Annotated in this window: 13 protein-coding genes; 9 read left to right on the forward strand and 4 right to left on the reverse strand. The window is 50.9% G+C overall.

The features are described 5' to 3' along the window. Position 1 precedes the first annotated feature (1 nt). Positions 2 to 574, reverse strand: coding sequence for a LysM peptidoglycan-binding domain-containing protein (locus tag SE18_RS27850; RefSeq protein ID WP_054536071.1), 573 nt, complete (start codon positions 572 to 574; stop codon positions 2 to 4). Positions 575 to 1,038: 464 nt separating this feature from the next. Next, the gene (locus SE18_RS19120; protein ID WP_054536072.1) at positions 1,039 to 1,656 is read right to left on the reverse strand and encodes a TetR/AcrR family transcriptional regulator; all 618 of its coding nucleotides are present in this window, start codon (positions 1,654 to 1,656) and stop codon (positions 1,039 to 1,041) included. Between the two features lie 96 nt (positions 1,657 to 1,752). On the opposite strand from SE18_RS19120, the gene SE18_RS19125 reads away from it, so the two are divergent. Then, complete coding sequence (locus SE18_RS19125; RefSeq protein ID WP_054536073.1) at positions 1,753 to 2,595, forward strand: SDR family NAD(P)-dependent oxidoreductase; 843 nt, start codon at positions 1,753 to 1,755, stop codon at positions 2,593 to 2,595. Positions 2,596 to 2,777: 182 nt separating this feature from the next. Here SE18_RS19125 and SE18_RS19130 read toward each other — a convergent pair whose 3' ends face one another. Further along, on the reverse strand, positions 2,778 to 3,071 hold the full coding sequence (locus tag SE18_RS19130) for a YiaA/YiaB family inner membrane protein (RefSeq protein WP_054536074.1): 294 nt from the start codon (positions 3,069 to 3,071) through the stop codon (positions 2,778 to 2,780). Positions 3,072 to 3,280: 209 nt separating this feature from the next. Between SE18_RS19130 and serA the strand changes: the two genes are divergently transcribed. The 6 genes from serA to SE18_RS19160 all read left to right on the forward strand — a co-directional run bounded on the left by serA (position 3,281) and on the right by SE18_RS19160 (position 10,059). Further along, positions 3,281 to 4,855, forward strand: coding sequence for a phosphoglycerate dehydrogenase (serA, locus tag SE18_RS19135; RefSeq protein WP_054536075.1), 1,575 nt, complete (start codon positions 3,281 to 3,283; stop codon positions 4,853 to 4,855). Between the two features lie 153 nt (positions 4,856 to 5,008). Beyond that, on the forward strand, positions 5,009 to 6,358 hold the full coding sequence (locus tag SE18_RS19140; protein WP_054536076.1) for a universal stress protein: 1,350 nt from the start codon (positions 5,009 to 5,011) through the stop codon (positions 6,356 to 6,358). Positions 6,359 to 6,807: 449 nt separating this feature from the next. After that, a complete protein-coding gene (locus SE18_RS19145) occupies positions 6,808 to 7,059 on the forward strand; it encodes a hypothetical protein (RefSeq protein ID WP_054536077.1) in 252 nt (83 codons plus the stop codon). Positions 7,060 to 7,483: 424 nt separating this feature from the next. Next, a complete protein-coding gene (locus SE18_RS19150) occupies positions 7,484 to 8,602 on the forward strand; it encodes a copper oxidase (protein WP_054536078.1) in 1,119 nt (372 codons plus the stop codon). 10 nt (positions 8,603 to 8,612) lie between these two features. Beyond that, positions 8,613 to 9,581 carry an NAD(P)/FAD-dependent oxidoreductase gene (locus SE18_RS19155; RefSeq protein WP_054536079.1) on the forward strand — a complete coding sequence of 323 codons (969 nt, stop codon included), beginning with the start codon at positions 8,613 to 8,615 and terminating at the stop codon, positions 9,579 to 9,581. A 109-nt stretch (positions 9,582 to 9,690) separates the two neighbouring features. Then, a complete protein-coding gene (locus SE18_RS19160; RefSeq protein ID WP_054536080.1) occupies positions 9,691 to 10,059 on the forward strand; it encodes a hypothetical protein in 369 nt (122 codons plus the stop codon). A 232-nt stretch (positions 10,060 to 10,291) separates the two neighbouring features. Here SE18_RS19160 and SE18_RS19165 read toward each other — a convergent pair whose 3' ends face one another. Continuing rightward, positions 10,292 to 11,248, reverse strand: coding sequence for an ROK family protein (locus SE18_RS19165; protein WP_054536081.1), 957 nt, complete (start codon positions 11,246 to 11,248; stop codon positions 10,292 to 10,294). Positions 11,249 to 11,564: 316 nt separating this feature from the next. Between SE18_RS19165 and SE18_RS19170 the strand changes: the two genes are divergently transcribed. Both SE18_RS19170 and ricT read left to right on the forward strand, forming a co-directional pair. After that, positions 11,565 to 13,106, forward strand: coding sequence for an adenylate/guanylate cyclase domain-containing protein (locus tag SE18_RS19170; protein ID WP_054536082.1), 1,542 nt, complete (start codon positions 11,565 to 11,567; stop codon positions 13,104 to 13,106). A gap of 187 nt (positions 13,107 to 13,293) precedes the next feature. Further along, positions 13,294 to 14,823, forward strand: a complete 1,530-nt coding sequence (ricT, locus tag SE18_RS26920) for a regulatory iron-sulfur-containing complex subunit RicT (protein ID WP_083470022.1) — start codon at positions 13,294 to 13,296, stop codon at positions 14,821 to 14,823. Positions 14,824 to 15,291 lie beyond the last annotated feature (468 nt).

A 15,291-nucleotide genomic window follows, 5' to 3' on the forward strand; every position in this document is an offset into this window, starting at 1 on the left:
ACTATGGAATAATTAAAACATCGCCTGGCTGAAGCTGATCAGCTTGTTGGGGCGTTAAGTCATTAGCTTCAAGCAATTCAGCAATCGTCACATCAAAAGCCTCGGCAATCGAGCGCAAGGTATCGCCATCTTCAACAGTGTAGGTGCGTTGTTCAGCAGTTGGCTCGCTGGTTGCTTCAGCTGTGGCAGTTGGTTCGCTGGTTGCCTCAGTAGTTGCGGTTGGTTCGCTGGTTGGCGTAGCACTCGGGCGGGTTGTCGCGGTTGGCGCTGGGCGCGTTGCGGTTGCAGCTACAGTTGGTAACACTTGGGTTGGCTGGGCGGTTGCTTCAACCTCAGGCGGCAGATCGAGATCAATGCCTTGCTGCTGAATAATCACCAAACTGCCAAGCTGAACGCTGGCTTGATGTTGGCTCACCAGCCAAATTGCGGCAAATGCTGCTAGCCCAAACAGCACCCCAGCAATCGAATAAAAGGGCAAGGCACTTAGGCGCGTGCGCAGAAAACGCAGCAGAATCGCAGTCAAAATGGGGCTTAGTAAGACAAAGAAGAGGGCTAAAGCAATACTTGTTGACACAGTACAGTCTCCTACAGACACGCCCCAAGTATAGCATATTGAAGAACAGAGAACAGAGAACACATAAAGAGCATAGAACAAAGAGCATAGAGCATAGAAGCTTTTTTAACCACGAAGAGCACAAAGAGCGCGAAGCATTTGATCCACGAAGGACACGAAGAGTACGAAGTATAGTTTTTAGCCACAGATTATTGTTCCAATAACCAATAGACTGAATTCTGATCCCTCATCCTTTTGACTTCATCCTTCATCCTTCATCCCTCATCCTTTCGTTCTCTGCGCCTCTGCGTTAAATAATGTTGCTTTTTAGTTAGCCACAGATTTTCAGGATTGGGCTTTTGACTTTTGCCTTTTGCTTTCATTCCTCATGCTTCTGACTTCTGACTTTTGCCTTTTGCCCTTCTATTCATCCCTCATCCTTTCTTAATTCATCCCTCATCCTTCATCCTTTCTAATTTGTGGCTTCATCCTTCATCCTTCGTGCCTGGCCACGCGCTCAGTGCCAAATCGGCAACTGCAAGCAAATCATTGGTTCTGGCACCATCAATCGCTTGCACCGACATGCCTTGCACAATCGCTGTATAAAAATTGGCCAAGGCCAGCGCATCGATCGTTGCTGGCAATTCGCCGCTAGTTTTTGCTTCATTCAAGCGCTCGACAAAGCCAAGCACCATGTGCTGGCGAATGCGGGCAACTTCTTGAGCAATTGGCTGATTTTCGCTTGCACATTGCAGCGCTGCCGTAGCCACCATACAGCCAGCTGGCGTGTGCGGATCGGTAAAACTTTCAGCAGCAGCATACAAATAGGAGCGCAACATGGCATAAGCGCTTGGTTGCTCCAAGGCAGCATCCATCCGCCGTCGCTCGCTGCGCAACAGAAAAAACTGAATCACCTCGCGGTACAGATCTTCTTTCGAGCCAAAGGCTGCATACAACGTCGGCGGCGTAAAGCCCATCGCCGTCGTCAAATCGGCAATTGAAGTGCCTTCGTAGCCATGGCGCCAAAATAATTCCATCGCCGCCTCTAGGGCTGCTTGCCGATCAAAGGTACGTGGTCGGCCTCGCGGTCTGGTTGTTTGCATAATTATCTATCGATCACTAGAAAAATTTGACAATCACGAATAAATCCGCTAGATTTATTTTATAGCGTTCTATAAAATAAATCAATGGAGGCGCGGATGTCCACCCAATCAGCATCGAAAACGGCCTTGATTACGGGAGCAAATTCGGGAATTGGGCTTGAACTGACCAAACGCCTGCTCAACGAGGGCTGGACAGTCATCGGTCTGATGCGTTCACAGTTTCCCACGAACGAGCCAATTCTTCAAGCGGCCCAAACTACTGGCAAGCTACGCAGTTATCAGGCAGAACTGAGCGATTTTGGTCAGCTTCGCACGGCCTTACAAACGATCAAACAGCAAGAAACCAGCATTGATCTGTTGTTCAACAATGCAGGGCGCTCAGCAGAACGCTTGCTCTTCTCGCCGCAGGGTCGCGAATTAAGCTTCGAATTACAAAGCGTCGTGCCCTATATCATCGTCATGGAGCTGAAAGAATTGCTCTTACGCGGCCAGCACAAAACAATCATCAATACTTCATCAAATGCACTGCTAACGATCAAACAATTTCAGCTTGATCAGCTTGAAAAACCTCAAAACTTCAAAAAGCTCTTTGGGCCATATGCTAGCTCCAAACTTGCGCTTTCGCTCTGGAGCCAAGCACTCGCGCCGCAACTTGAGCAAGAAGGAATTACCATCTTGAGCGTTTGTCCTGGGGCCAATCGTGGCTCGCTCAAAACCAATACTGGCTTGCCATGGTGGCTACGGCCAGTGCATGGCTTGCTGTTTAAGCACCCAAGCACTGGCGCTGAACGCTTGTATAGCGCCGCCTTCAATCAACAAGCATTTGCCAGTGGCAGTTTTATCAATAAGGGAAAAGCTACCGCCCTTCCAGCCGCCCAACAAGCTCAGGCTGTTTTGGCCAAAGTGCATACAATTTATCAACAGGCGTTTGTACATTAGGGGCGAAAGAACATAGAACAGAGAGCATAGAACATAGGCGCTGATGAAGTATTTGGCTATCGGCGATGGGCGATGGGCTATAGGATTAAGTGATGTGGATTCCAATCTATTTCCTATAGCCCATCGCCTTCATCCCTCATCCTTCATCCTTTGGTTCTCTGCGCCTCTACGTTAATCATCACTCAACCATTGCGCGGTGCCGAGGTGAATTCGTAGTTGGTAATAATTTGCTCGGTTTTGGCATCTGCATAGCGGTTGAGCAGCTTGCCAGCTTCGGAATTATCGCGGATTGTTTTGGCCAAGCTGAAGGTGCTACCAACGGCAAATAATGCAGCAACCGCCAAAAAGCTCTTGACCCAAACATCGACCGGCGCATGATAAATGCCCAACATCAAGGCTGCAATTGAAATAAAAAACGAAATCCAGGTAAACGCGATCCAAGCACCAGTATCTTTTTGAATCGTTGGGTGGTTCATAGCTGTATCTCCTTTGGTTGATGCAGCCAGTATAGGCTTTTAGCGTCAGCAACGGATATATCGCGAGATACATTGGGCGATACATTCGCAGCAACAGCGCTCTTTGTTGCTTGTGATACAATACACAAAACTCCCATCAGCCAATGCTGGCAGCGGCAGAGCGTGTCCATCTGCCCTTTTTTGTTTACTACCACAGGAGTAACCACCTCATGGATCGTATCCTGGTCACGGAGAAGATTGGTGCCGAAGGCCTTGCGGCGCTCAAAGAGGTCGCCGAGGTTGATGTTCGTCTTGATCTTACACCAGAAACCCTGTTGGATGTTTTGCCTGAGTACGATGCCTTGATCGTGCGCTCGCAAACCAAAGTTACCGCCAAAGTGCTTGCAGCAGGCACCAAATTACGAGTTGTTGGCCGCGCCGGGACGGGTGTCGACAACATCGATTTGGCAGCAGCCAATCAGCAAGGGATTTTGGTGGTTAATGCCCCAGCCTCGAATAGTATTGCCGTCGCCGAATTGACGATTGGCTTGATGCTTGACCTTGCGCGCAACATTCCCCAAGCCCATGCAGCCTTGCAAAATGGCAAATGGGAACGCAGCAAATATGGCGGTTGGGAAGTTCGTGGCAAAACCCTGGGCTTGGTTGGCTTTGGCCGCATTGCCTCGGAAGTAGCTCGCCGCGCGCGGGCATTAGAAATGAATATCATCGCCTACGACCCAATTATCAATGCTGAACGTGCAGCGCAACTTGGCGTGACCCCAGTGACGCTTGATGAACTAACCAGCCGCGCTGATGTTATTTCATTGCATATTCCTTTGATCGATGCAACCCGCAACTTGTTCGATGCCCAACGCCTGAGCCAAATGAAAAAAGGCAGCTATATCATCAATTGTGCCCGGGGCGGCGTAATCGATGAAGAAGCCTTGTTCGAAGCCTTGGAATCGGGCCATCTTGGTGGCGCAGCTCTCGACGTGTTTGCCAAAGAGCCACCAACTGGGCCAATTGTCAATCATCCAAGAGCGATTGTTTTGCCTCACTTAGGCGCTTCGACCGAAGAAGCCCAAGCCTTGACCGCCGCCGATGTGGCCGAAGGTGTGGTTGATGCCTTGGCTGGCCGCTCGCCACGCTATGCAGTTAACGCGCCGTTCGTTGCTCCCGAAGAATGGGCGATTGTTGGGCCATATCTCGATCTTGGGCGCAAATTAGCCCGGCTCAGCGCCCAATTAATCGATCTGCCAGCTCAATCGTATCAAATTGTTTATAACGGTGCTTTGGCGGGCCTCACCAGCGAACCAATCAAGTTGGCGGTGTTGCAGGGCTTGCTCGAAGGTGGCTCAGAAGGTCGGGTTACGCCAGTTAATGCACCATTCTTGGCTCGTGAACGCGGCCTTAGCATCAACGAAACCCATCGCCCAGATGCAGAAACCTACACCGAACTGTTGCAATTGGTTGTAACCACCAGCGATGGCGTGGTACATACCTTTGGTGGCACAGTGGTGCGCGGCGAAGCCCACATCGTCCAAATCAACGAATTTTGGCTGGATTTGGTGCCAACTAGCTCGATGTTGTTCACCTTCCACCAAGATCGACCTGGCTTTATCGGCCGGATCGGCACCTTGCTTGGCAGTGCAGACATCAATATTTCATCGATGCACGTTGGGCGTTCAAGTCCACGCGGCACGGCAATTATGGTGCTCACGGTCGATGAAGCGATTCCAGCAGAGACTTTGACCGACATTAACAACCAAGCAGATATCGAAAGCGCCTATAGCGTCCTGCTCTAAGCCTCGAACACCCCCAAAAGCCGCCACGATTCAATGGCGAAACGTGGCTTTTCGCATTGGTAAGGTTTTAACACCCTTTGGTTATCCTCTCTTAACCCGATTGACATGCTATCCACGCTACACTATGTATAGTGATAATAAGGATAGCAAGCCATGAACTTCTCAATCGTCATCATTGACCCAGATCAAGGTTCAGCCCAAACAACCGCCGCGCGCTTTCAGCGCCGTTGGGGCCAGAACGTCCAAGTCAATATTGTAGATCAAGCTGATTGGGCTAGTGTTCAGGCTCATCGACCCAACTTAGTCGTGATTGATCCGGCTCCGTATCGGTTGCATGGGTTGCGATTGCTTGAACAATTGTGTGAGGAGCAACCCTCAACCGCAATTGCCGTGGTGGCCTCGGGCAGTTCGCCAAGCATGCGCCAACGCTTGCGCAACTTGCCAATCACGTCGTACCTTGAAAAACCTAGCTCGTTAGCGCCCCTACTTGGTGAACTTGATCACCTTGTTGAGAGCAATGTCGCTCTCCAATCCAAAGGAGGATTGATTATGGAACGCCAAATGTTGATTCCACTTGATGGTTCACGCTTAGCAGAACAAGCCTTGGATTATGCGGTGGTTTTAGCTCGTCGCAACAGCAGTGTCCTGCATTTAATTCGGGTTATTGGCTTCCCGACCTTGGTCACAGCCTATGCATGGCCAGTGCCAAATGCAGTTGATACGCGCCAATGGCTCGATGACGAGCGCCAAGCAGCCCAAACCTATCTCGATGAACTCAAGGCCCGCTACGAGCAACAAGGTTTAGCCATTCACACTAGCGTGCTTGAAGGCGACCCAGCCCAAGCGATTGTTCAATTCGCGACCGATCAAACCAATGTGCGCGAAATTGTGCTCGCCAGCCATGGCCGCAGCGGGCTTGGGCGTTGGGTGCTTGGCAGCGTCGCTGAAAAAGTAGTCCAAGCAACGCCTGTCCCAATTTTGGTCATCCATGGCGATGAAAACAAGGTTGAAACCTTCAAAATTCCGCCAGAATTGCGCACGATTATTGTGCCACTTGATGGCTCAGACTTGGCCGAACAAGCCTTGCCCTTGGCCAGCCAACTAGCAGAAGCCCATCAAGCAGAGCTGGTTTTGCTCAGCGTTACACCTGGTCTCGACGAGCCGGGCTTGGTTGAGGCTGGTATTGTGCCAATGTGGAGTGCTGGCGAAAAATCGCAAGCCCGTGAGCAAGCTCAAAAATATGTACAGCAGCTTGAGCAATCGCTGCAAACGCCACGCCTGCGCACGCGCCACCTCGTTGTGAGCGGTATCCCAGCAGAGATGATCAATGAAGTTGCCAACGAAGCAGTTGCAAGTATGATCGTTATGGCAACTCATGGCCGCAGTGGCTTCAGCCGCATGTGGATGGGTAGCGTTGCAACCAAGCTGATTCGCAGCAGCCAACGGCCAATCTTCTTGGTACGCGCAGTTGAGCAAACAGCAGAACGCGGCCAACCACTCTAAACTTTTTTCCCGGAGAGGAAGCATGGCCCCAGCAGCGCCCAAGTTTGGGTGGTGTTGGGGCTTTTTTAACCACGAAGGCCACGAAGGATTGGAACCGCGAAGCGCACGAAGGACGCGAAGCTATATTTTGCTACAGCTTGCTCAGATTCTATGTTGTAGCAACACATTGTCCGAAGCTTACTGCACTTCCCATCTGTTCCCTAACCTCTGACCCCTCAACCGTAACCTCACATACTCTGCGCCTCTACGTTAAAACCCAACTTCCAACTCCCAACCCCTATGTTCTATGTTCTTTGTTCTATGTTCTTAACTCCCCAAACACTGTGGATTTGCACCATACTGCTAGCTTATGGTAGGATAGGCACATAGCCACTTAGTTGAGAGAGAATCCCATGGCCAACAAACTATGCCCTCATTGTCACGCACCAATTGGGTTAAGCAGTTTCCTCATGAGTACCAACCCGTTTCAGCTTAAATGCCCCAACTGCCAACAGACGCTTAAGTATAAAACCTGGGTTATGGCCTTGAATGGAATTTTAATTGTAGCGTTCTTAGGCTTACTTGTATATCTTATTCCCCAGATTATTGCCGACCCACGCGGGTTTCGCGCGACCATGCGCTTGCTCCTGCTGAGTTCTTTCATTATTGTATTAATCTTCTATGGCATCACCTATATGGCCGATCCATTCGAGCGATCGTAAGCGATGGATCGACTGGCTATGGGCTATTTATTTTGATCCACGAAGGACGATAGGCTATTGGCTATTGGCTTTTGGCTTTTGCTATTCCAACCCATGTCCGATAGCCTATAGCCCATAGCCATCGGTTCTCTGCGCCTCTGCGTTAAAACCCAACTTCCAACCCCCAAACCCTATGTTCTATGTTCTTTGTTCTTTGTTCTCAATGCTCATCCTTCATCCCTCATGCCTCATCCTTCATCCTTCTCAACGCTCTATGCTCTTAAATCCCAATCCCCGATCCCCATCAACCGATCCCCGAATGCAACAAAAGTAGCCGAACGACAACGAAGGGTAGACAAATCTTTTAGTTTCGGTGGTCGGTTGGCAAGTACACTAGATACATATCAAAGCCGATATGGCGTGCAATTTAGGGGGATACACGATCATGGACCGCAACGAACAACAACCTATCGAACAAGTATTGAATGCACCAACCTCGCGCCGCAGCTTCTTGCGCTGGACGGGGATGGCGGCTGCCGCAGGAACCATGGTCGCGTGTGGCCGCGAAAGTGCGCTAACCATCGAGCCAGCAACCGTTCCACCAGCAACCGCCACAACCGCTCCTGCTGGCACCGACCACGGCAATGGTGGCCATGGCACTGGCAATGCAGGCACGCCCACCACCGATAGCGGGGCCAAAGCTTGGGAAGAAATGGATAAAATGCATGAAGCAGGGATTAAGCTGTTTCCAGCTAAAACCGAAGGCCTCAGCATGCAACCACTTGAATATCGCATGGAAGGCGATGTCAAAGTATTTGAATTAACCTGCCAAAAAACCATGTGGGAAGTTGAACCAGGCCGCAAGCTCGAAGCCTGGACTTATAACGGCCAATTGCCCGGCCCAGAAATTCGGGTTACCGAAGGCGATAAAGTGCGGATTTTGGTCACCAATCAGCTTGATGAAAGCACTGCTGTGCACTGGCACGGATTGTTTGTGCCAAACAATCAAGATGGTGTGCCATTCATCACCCAGCCACCAATTACGCCTGGTTCAACCTATACCTATGAATTTACCGTGCGCAACTCTGGCTCGCACATGTATCACTCGCACCATAACTCAACCAAACAAGTCTCGATGGGCTTGCTTGGGCCATTTATCGTCGAGCCAAAAGATAAGAGCAAAGACCCAGCCTACGACAAAGAATTTACCTTGGTCTTGAATGATACCGCCCAAGGCTTCACCATTAATGGTAAAGGATTCCCAGCAACTGTGCCGCTGACCGCCAAATTGGGCCAAAAAATTCGGATTCGTTATATGAATGAAGGCTTGATGATTCACCCAATGCACTTGCACGGGATGCCCCAATTGGTATTCGCCAAAGATGGTTGGAACTTACCGCAACCATTTATGTGCGATACTCTCAACGTCGCCCCTGGCGAACGCTGGGATGTGATTGTCGATTGTACTGACCCAGGTGTCTGGGCCTTCCACTGCCACATTTTGTCGCACGCTGAAAGCGAACACGGCATGTTTGGGATGGTTACAGCGCTAATCGTCGAATAGGAGCGCAACCATGAGTATCGTGTACGATATTTTGATTATTGGCGGCGGACCATCGGCATTGGCAGCGGCATTTTATGCCCAAAACAAACAATTACGCACGCTGATGATTTACGCCGATCTCGGCGGCAAAGCGGGCTGGGCACATAACCGCACAGTCAACGGCACGATCAACGTTCTGCCCGGACACGATCTTGTGGAACGGCTGATTAGCCAGCTTTCAAACCATCAATCGTCAGTCGCACACATTAACGATCGCGTCGTGGGGCTGCGCAAAACCAATGGCATGTTTGTGGTCGATACCCAACAATACGGCGAACGCTACGCTCGTTCAGTTGTGGTTGCCAGCGGCGCGGCTCCCAATCGCTTGCCCTTGCCGGGCATTCAACATCTATTTGGGGTGGGCTTAGGTTATTCAATCACAACCTTTGCCCATCAAACCCAAGGCCAACGAGTTGCCGTCTATGGCGTAACTCCCCGTACAATTCGCGGGGTCGCCGAAATCGTCTTAGGCACAAACCATATCTATTGGATTAGCCCAGATGAAGAGTTGCCCGAAGTGCCTTTAGTCGATGCCATTCGGCGCATGCCCAATGTCACGATTATTCCTCAAGCCACGATTCGCGATGTGGTGGGGATTAATTCGGTCAAGCAAATTGTGCTTGAACGTGGCTCATCATTGCAGCATATTCCAGTCGATCGGCTGTTTGTCGATATTGGCATTCAGCCAAACACTGGCTTTCTCAACAACGGCAATGTTGATGTGCTGGATGAAGATGGCTTTGTGATTGTTGATGAATATAACAGCTCGCCCTGCCATGGTATCTTTGCCGCTGGCGATGTGAGCAACAGTGTCCTTGGTGAACAAGTGTTAATTGCAATTGGCGATGGCGTTCGCGCCGCCGTCAGTGCCTACGAATACCTGCTTGTGCATAAGCTCACGCTTGAAGAAGTGAGCAACGCAGCCGGCAAGACTGCTTAATCTCGCTTAGCTCGGTTCCCACCCTCAGGACACAGGCAAAACCTGTGTCCTTATTTTTTAAGGCATAGTCTTTGCTTATTCAAATCTCAGCATAATCAAGGAGGATTGTATGACTGAGCAAGAACGTCCATTTACCCCCGAAGTTGTCGCCGCTGAACGCGCTGCTTTTGATCGCAAAAACGAGCAAATTACCGCCACCCACGAGCGCCTCGAAAAAATCGTTGCTCCGGTGCTTAATCATATTGCCGAAGAAGCAGCAGAAGCAGCCAAAGATCCAGCCCATCAAGCCTTTTTGGCTGAGCAAGCAACCCATCGCGACGACCAGCCCAATCATACGGCAGGCAAAGATTTGCCATCACTCGTGCCGCCCCATCTGGCTGGCACCGCTTCGCCACAACCAATCAACCGTCACGAGCTGAACGATGATAATGCGCCGCAGGTTAAACCCCAAGGCAGCTCATTACGCAGCGATAGCTAAAATCCGCATTAAATAACCCGCCGCAAGCTTTACAACTTGCGGCGGGTTTTTGTTGTTCCAGCTCCCACTGCTCACAGCAGCAGCTTTTGCTATTACTCAAATAATATAGAACCCAAACGATCTAAGGGTGGGCATTCAAACAAGCTGAATAATCCACAACATAAACATTTGGTGAAAACCCCCTGCGTTTTCCTCCGGCGGAGGGACGGAAGGGTGACGAAACGAAGTTACCTTATTGATTCAAGCTTTGCAAAGCCAAAGCCAAGCCGCCAATCGCTACTGCTTCAGCACCCAACAACGAATGCACCACTGGCACATGGCGCTGTGGGGTTGGGCTAATCATTTGATTCACTTGGGCTTCGACCGCACTACACAACCCATCGCCACCCTTGCGCGTTACAATCCCACCAAGCACCAACAAGGCAGGGTCAAGCAATTGCACCACACCTGCCAAGCCTAAGCCCAGCACATCGACTGCTTCGCTAATCGTTTTTGCGCCAGCCTCAGGGTCATTAAACAATATGTCAAGATCATCAGTTTGTAAGCCAAGCTCATTAGCTCGCGCCAGTAAACCACGAATCGAGAGCAAATCTTCGATTTCGCGTTGATGGCTCAAGGAATAGCGGGCATGACCAATTTCGCCAGCGCTGGTGGTTACGCCACGATGGAGTTGGCCATTCAAAACCAAGCCACTGCCAACGCCAGTGCTCAAATGCAAGTAGTAGAGGTCTTGCACATCGCGGCCAGCGCCAAACATATATTCACCAAAGGCAATCAAGCTGGCATCATTTTCGATTAAGGTTTGGGCATCAAATGCAGCTTCAAATTGCTCGCAAACATTCAAATCATCCCAGCCAGCCATGCGATACGAACGGCGAGTGACGCCGCGCACTGCGTCGACCGGGCCACCAAAGCCAACTCCAATGCGCACAAGTTGTTGGGCTGGAACATGATTGGTTTCAAGTAATTCGTGGATCAGGCTAAAACTTTGTTCGAGCACGGTGGTAGCGTTGCTTTCGGCAGCCAGTTCGCGGTTGGCGTGAAAAAGATGCTCACCGCAAATATCGGTCACGACCGCGCGCAAGCCATAACTGCCTAAATCAACCCCCAGCACATAGCTTGTTGGCCCAAATAATCCCCAATTGTGCTGGGCAATTTGTTGCTTAAGGCTATTCCAGAGTTCAGTCATTGAACACCTCCTAGTGCTATGGTTGATCCCACAGTCCGATTATAGCACGTTGCCTGCGTCGCAACCGACTATTTCGCCAGCAATTAGGCAGAGATCCGTTAACCAAGACCACCCAATTGTTGGCATTTCACCACCAACGCAACTGCCAGGTTGGCGATTTTAAGCCTCGTTTGATGATTAATTACTGCTTGCCCCAAGAGCTAAAATACTGCCTTAGGGTGAGCAACAATCAGGCAAAGAATACTGTCTAATCATTGCGCCATCTGCTATACTTGCACACAGATTGATCAGGCAAAACCTAGTAGGAAAGAACTTCATGGCACGTTTGCTTGCGACCATCGATGGGCAATCACTGAATATTCCAATTACAAGTCGCGGGCTGCAAATTGGCCGTTCGCGCCAAAATGATATTGTGTTAAACCATCCCCATGTTTCGCGCCATCACGCTTCGTTAGAGAGCCGTGGCCGCGATGTTTTTGTGCGCGATACTGGTAGCTCCAATGGCACGTTTGTCAATGGGCTACGGGTCAAGGAAGCAGCGTTGCGGGCGAACGACCTGATTAGCATCGGGCCATTTGAGCTTAAATTTGATGATCGGGCTGCCGCCAGCGTGATTATTTCCGATGAGGAGCTGGTGCCATTGCAAAGCAATAGCCGCTCGATCTCATCGGGCAAGCTGCCCGATCTGAATCTTGATGCTAACGATATTTTACAAAATTTCTATCAAGTCAGCAGTCGCTTGAATATGATTCTCGATTTGGGCGAGCTGCTCGACACCATTATGGATGAAGTGTTGCGGTTGGTGCCCGCTGAACGTGGGTTGTTGTTGATGACCCGCCAAGATGGGCTGGTGCCAATGGTCGTGCGTGCGCCCAGCGAAACCCAATCGCTGACAATTAGCTCGACGATTGCGCGCCGCGTGCTGCGCGAGGGCGTGGCCTTGCTCACTTCCGATGCACGGGTAGAATTTGGCTCGCAGGATAGTATCATCAGCCAAAATATTCATTCGGTGCTGTGTGTGCCATTAATTGGCCGCGCTGGCGTGTTGGGTTTGATTCACCTCGATAGCCCAGGGCTTGAGCGATTCAGCATCCGCGACCGCGAATTATTGACAGCGGTGGCCTACCAAGCCTCGTTGGGCATCGAACGTGCTAACCTGACCGATCAGATTCGCAACGAAGAAAAATTACGCCAACAGTATGCCCGTTTCCTCTCGCCCGATGTTGCGCGCACCGTGGCCCAACAAATTAACGAAACTGGTGAGATCTTCATGAAGCCAGTTGAGCAAGAAGCCAGTGTCTTATTCTCAGATATTCAGGGTTTCACCACCATGACCGAAACCCTGCCGCCATTAGAACTGCAAAACCTCTTGAATGAATATCTGAGCGTGATGACCGACGTGATTTTTGAGCATGGTGGCACGCTCGATAAATTTATTGGCGATGGGATTATGGCGCTTTTTGGCGCTCCCGTGTATTATGAAGATCACGCACAGCGGGCAATTGATACAGCGCTTGACATGCTCGTGCAGCATCAAAAGCTTATGGCCAAAATCGATTCCAGCAAACACTTTCGGATTCGAATTGGGGTCAGCACTGGGCGAGTTATTTCTGGTCTCGTCGGCACGCGCGAACGTTTAGAGTATACTGTTCATGGCGACACTGTAAACACTGCCTCGCGGCTTGAAGGGAAAGCCGAGCCAAACAGCGTCTACACCAGCGAAGCCACGATTGCCAAGCTTGGTGCGAGCTACCAAGTCCAGGAAGTCGGGCCATTGCAACTCAAAGGCAAAGCCCTGACTGTCCAAGTCTTCCGCGTGATGGGCAAAACCCTCCCCAGCGAAGGCTTTGAAGGATAATTATTCAAAGGATGAAGGATGAGGGATGAAGGATGAATTCATCCTCAATCGCGTCTAACAGGTCATTTTGATCATTGCCAAGATTGCCAAACTAACTATCTACGTTTCTTAATGACACTAACACTCTGATAGTTTTAATATTCTTCCTACCTCATCCTTCATCCTTCATACTTTTTAGGATTGATCTATGCCCTTGGTTGTTGGAGTTAAATTCAAAGATTCGGGCAAAATTTATCATTTTGACCCGAATCAACACCATTTAGAGCTAGGCGATGCGGTGGTTGTGGAAACCGTGCGCGGGCTTGAGCTTGGCAAAGTTGCAGCGCCGATCGAAGATCTGCCTGATTCCGACTTGATTGCCGAACTCAAACCAGTTATTCGCCAGCCGACGACCGAAGATTACGATCGGATGCGGGTGCTCGCTGAGCGCCGCGATGACGTATTGCGGATTTGTGCCGAACGAATTAGCGTCCATCGCTTACCAATGCGATTAATTCGCAGCGATTGGAATTTTGATGGCACGCGCTTGACAATCTATTTCACCTCGCAGCAACGGGTTGATTTTCGTCATTTAGTGCGCGAACTAGCGCGCATTTTTCATGCACGGATCGAATTACGCCAAATTGGGGCGCGTGATGAAGCCAAATTACTTGGTGGATTAGGCCCATGTGGTCGGCCATTGTGCTGCTCCACCTTCTTGCCCGATTTTGCGCGGGTTTCGGTCAAAATGGCCAAAGATCAAGATCTGCCGCTCAATCCCTCGAAGATCTCGGGCGTTTGTGGGCGCTTGCTCTGCTGTTTATCGTATGAACAAGAGCAATATCTTGAGATCAAGGCTGAGTTGCCAAACCGGGGCGAGCAGGTCAAAACCCCAGAAGGAATTGGCTATGTGGTTGCAGTCAACACCATTCGCGAAACCGTGACTGTGGATATTGAAAGCAACTACTTAGATTTCAAAGCCGATCAGCTTGAAACCATCACCAGTGCTGCTGGAGCGATTGCTCGCGAGCGGCTAGAACAAGGCGAAGCTGCGCCAATTGCCCAAAAGCGTTTCAACCGCCCAGTTGGCGAAACCCTCAAAGCATCCCTCAACAACAATTGGGATAACGAAGATTGGGGCTTAGAGGAGCTTCGTTCCTTTGATGATGAAGCACATGGCTCAAGCGATAAGCCCAAGCCACGGCCCAAGCAACCGCAGCAATCACGCCCACATTCAGCTGAGCCACGCGAGCAGCGGGCAAATCCCAACGAGCCACGGCCACGATTCGACCGTGCTGAGCGCCAAAAACGCTTCAATCGTTCAGAAAATTCCAATCCAGAGCCGAATCCAGCGCCAAGCGTACCGAATGAGCAGAGCGAGCGCAAGCCACGCCATGCCTTCAAGCGCAAGGGCGACACAACGCCAACACCTGAGCGGCCAAAATTACCAGCAACCGTGCGCCAACAATCACTAGGCGGAGTGCCAGAGCAACTGACACCGCGCGGTCGCCAGCCATCAACCAATGACCCCGATGAGCCAAAGCAACCAATGCGGCGGCGGCGACGAGGCAATGGTGGTAACAATCATAATCAACAGCAAGGCCAGCAGCAGGCGCCCAAACCGAAAGCGCAACAAACAGCCCAGCCTGAGCGAGCACCGGAGAAACCAACTCCAGATGCGGTTAAAGCAGAGAATCCTGAACGGCGTTCACCGCGCCGCCGCAAACGGCGCGGTTAACCCCAGGAGGCCACTTGGTTGAACCAAGTGGCCTCCTTTTTACCTGATCAATCGACGCTAAAATAAACAAAAACGCTCGCTGGATAAAATCCAGCGAGCGTTTTTATGGAATGGTACGCATCCCCCTACGTTCCCACAGCGGGTGCTGCAGTAGCCTCGGTGTGTGTCGCGTTCACGGCCTGGTTCGGGATGGAGCAGCGTGGGGCACAACCACCTCGACACGTACCAAAATTTGTTGCCCTCGCTCCAATCACCCATAGCTGACGACTTCTTCATTCGCATAGCGCGTCTCAATGCCAGTCCTGCCTAGCTGTATGCCATCCTCTGGCCACACCGCGTCCTGCCGACGCGCGGCAACCGATGATCGCTTGGCTTTCTGCGGGTGTCTGCTCTACCGTTCACACGGCCTCCACAGCACCCCAGTTGTCCGCCTCGTCTCGACGGTGCCTCTCATACATTCCTGTACAC

This window comes from Herpetosiphon geysericola, from assembly GCF_001306135.1.
GTDB classification, from domain to species: domain Bacteria; phylum Chloroflexota; class Chloroflexia; order Chloroflexales; family Herpetosiphonaceae; genus Herpetosiphon; species Herpetosiphon geysericola.

Bases quoted from the DNA above. Each gene is read 5' to 3' on its own strand.
- SE18_RS19120 (WP_054536072.1), bottom strand. From the start codon at position 1,656: ATGCAAACAACCAGACCGCGAGGCCGACCACGTACCTTTGATCGGCAA.
- SE18_RS19125 (WP_054536073.1), top strand. From the start codon at position 1,753: ATGTCCACCCAATCAGCATCGAAAACGGCCTTGATTACGGGAGCAAAT.
- SE18_RS19130 (WP_054536074.1), bottom strand. From the start codon at position 3,071: ATGAACCACCCAACGATTCAAAAAGATACTGGTGCTTGGATCGCGTTT.
- serA (WP_054536075.1), top strand. From the start codon at position 3,281: ATGGATCGTATCCTGGTCACGGAGAAGATTGGTGCCGAAGGCCTTGCG.
- SE18_RS19140 (WP_054536076.1), top strand. From the start codon at position 5,009: ATGAACTTCTCAATCGTCATCATTGACCCAGATCAAGGTTCAGCCCAA.
- SE18_RS19145 (WP_054536077.1), top strand. From the start codon at position 6,808: ATGAGTACCAACCCGTTTCAGCTTAAATGCCCCAACTGCCAACAGACG.
- SE18_RS19150 (WP_054536078.1), top strand. From the start codon at position 7,484: ATGGACCGCAACGAACAACAACCTATCGAACAAGTATTGAATGCACCA.
- SE18_RS19155 (WP_054536079.1), top strand. From the start codon at position 8,613: ATGAGTATCGTGTACGATATTTTGATTATTGGCGGCGGACCATCGGCA.
- SE18_RS19160 (WP_054536080.1), top strand. From the start codon at position 9,691: ATGACTGAGCAAGAACGTCCATTTACCCCCGAAGTTGTCGCCGCTGAA.
- SE18_RS19165 (WP_054536081.1), bottom strand. From the start codon at position 11,248: ATGACTGAACTCTGGAATAGCCTTAAGCAACAAATTGCCCAGCACAAT.
- SE18_RS19170 (WP_054536082.1), top strand. From the start codon at position 11,565: ATGGCACGTTTGCTTGCGACCATCGATGGGCAATCACTGAATATTCCA.
- ricT (WP_083470022.1), top strand. From the start codon at position 13,294: ATGCCCTTGGTTGTTGGAGTTAAATTCAAAGATTCGGGCAAAATTTAT.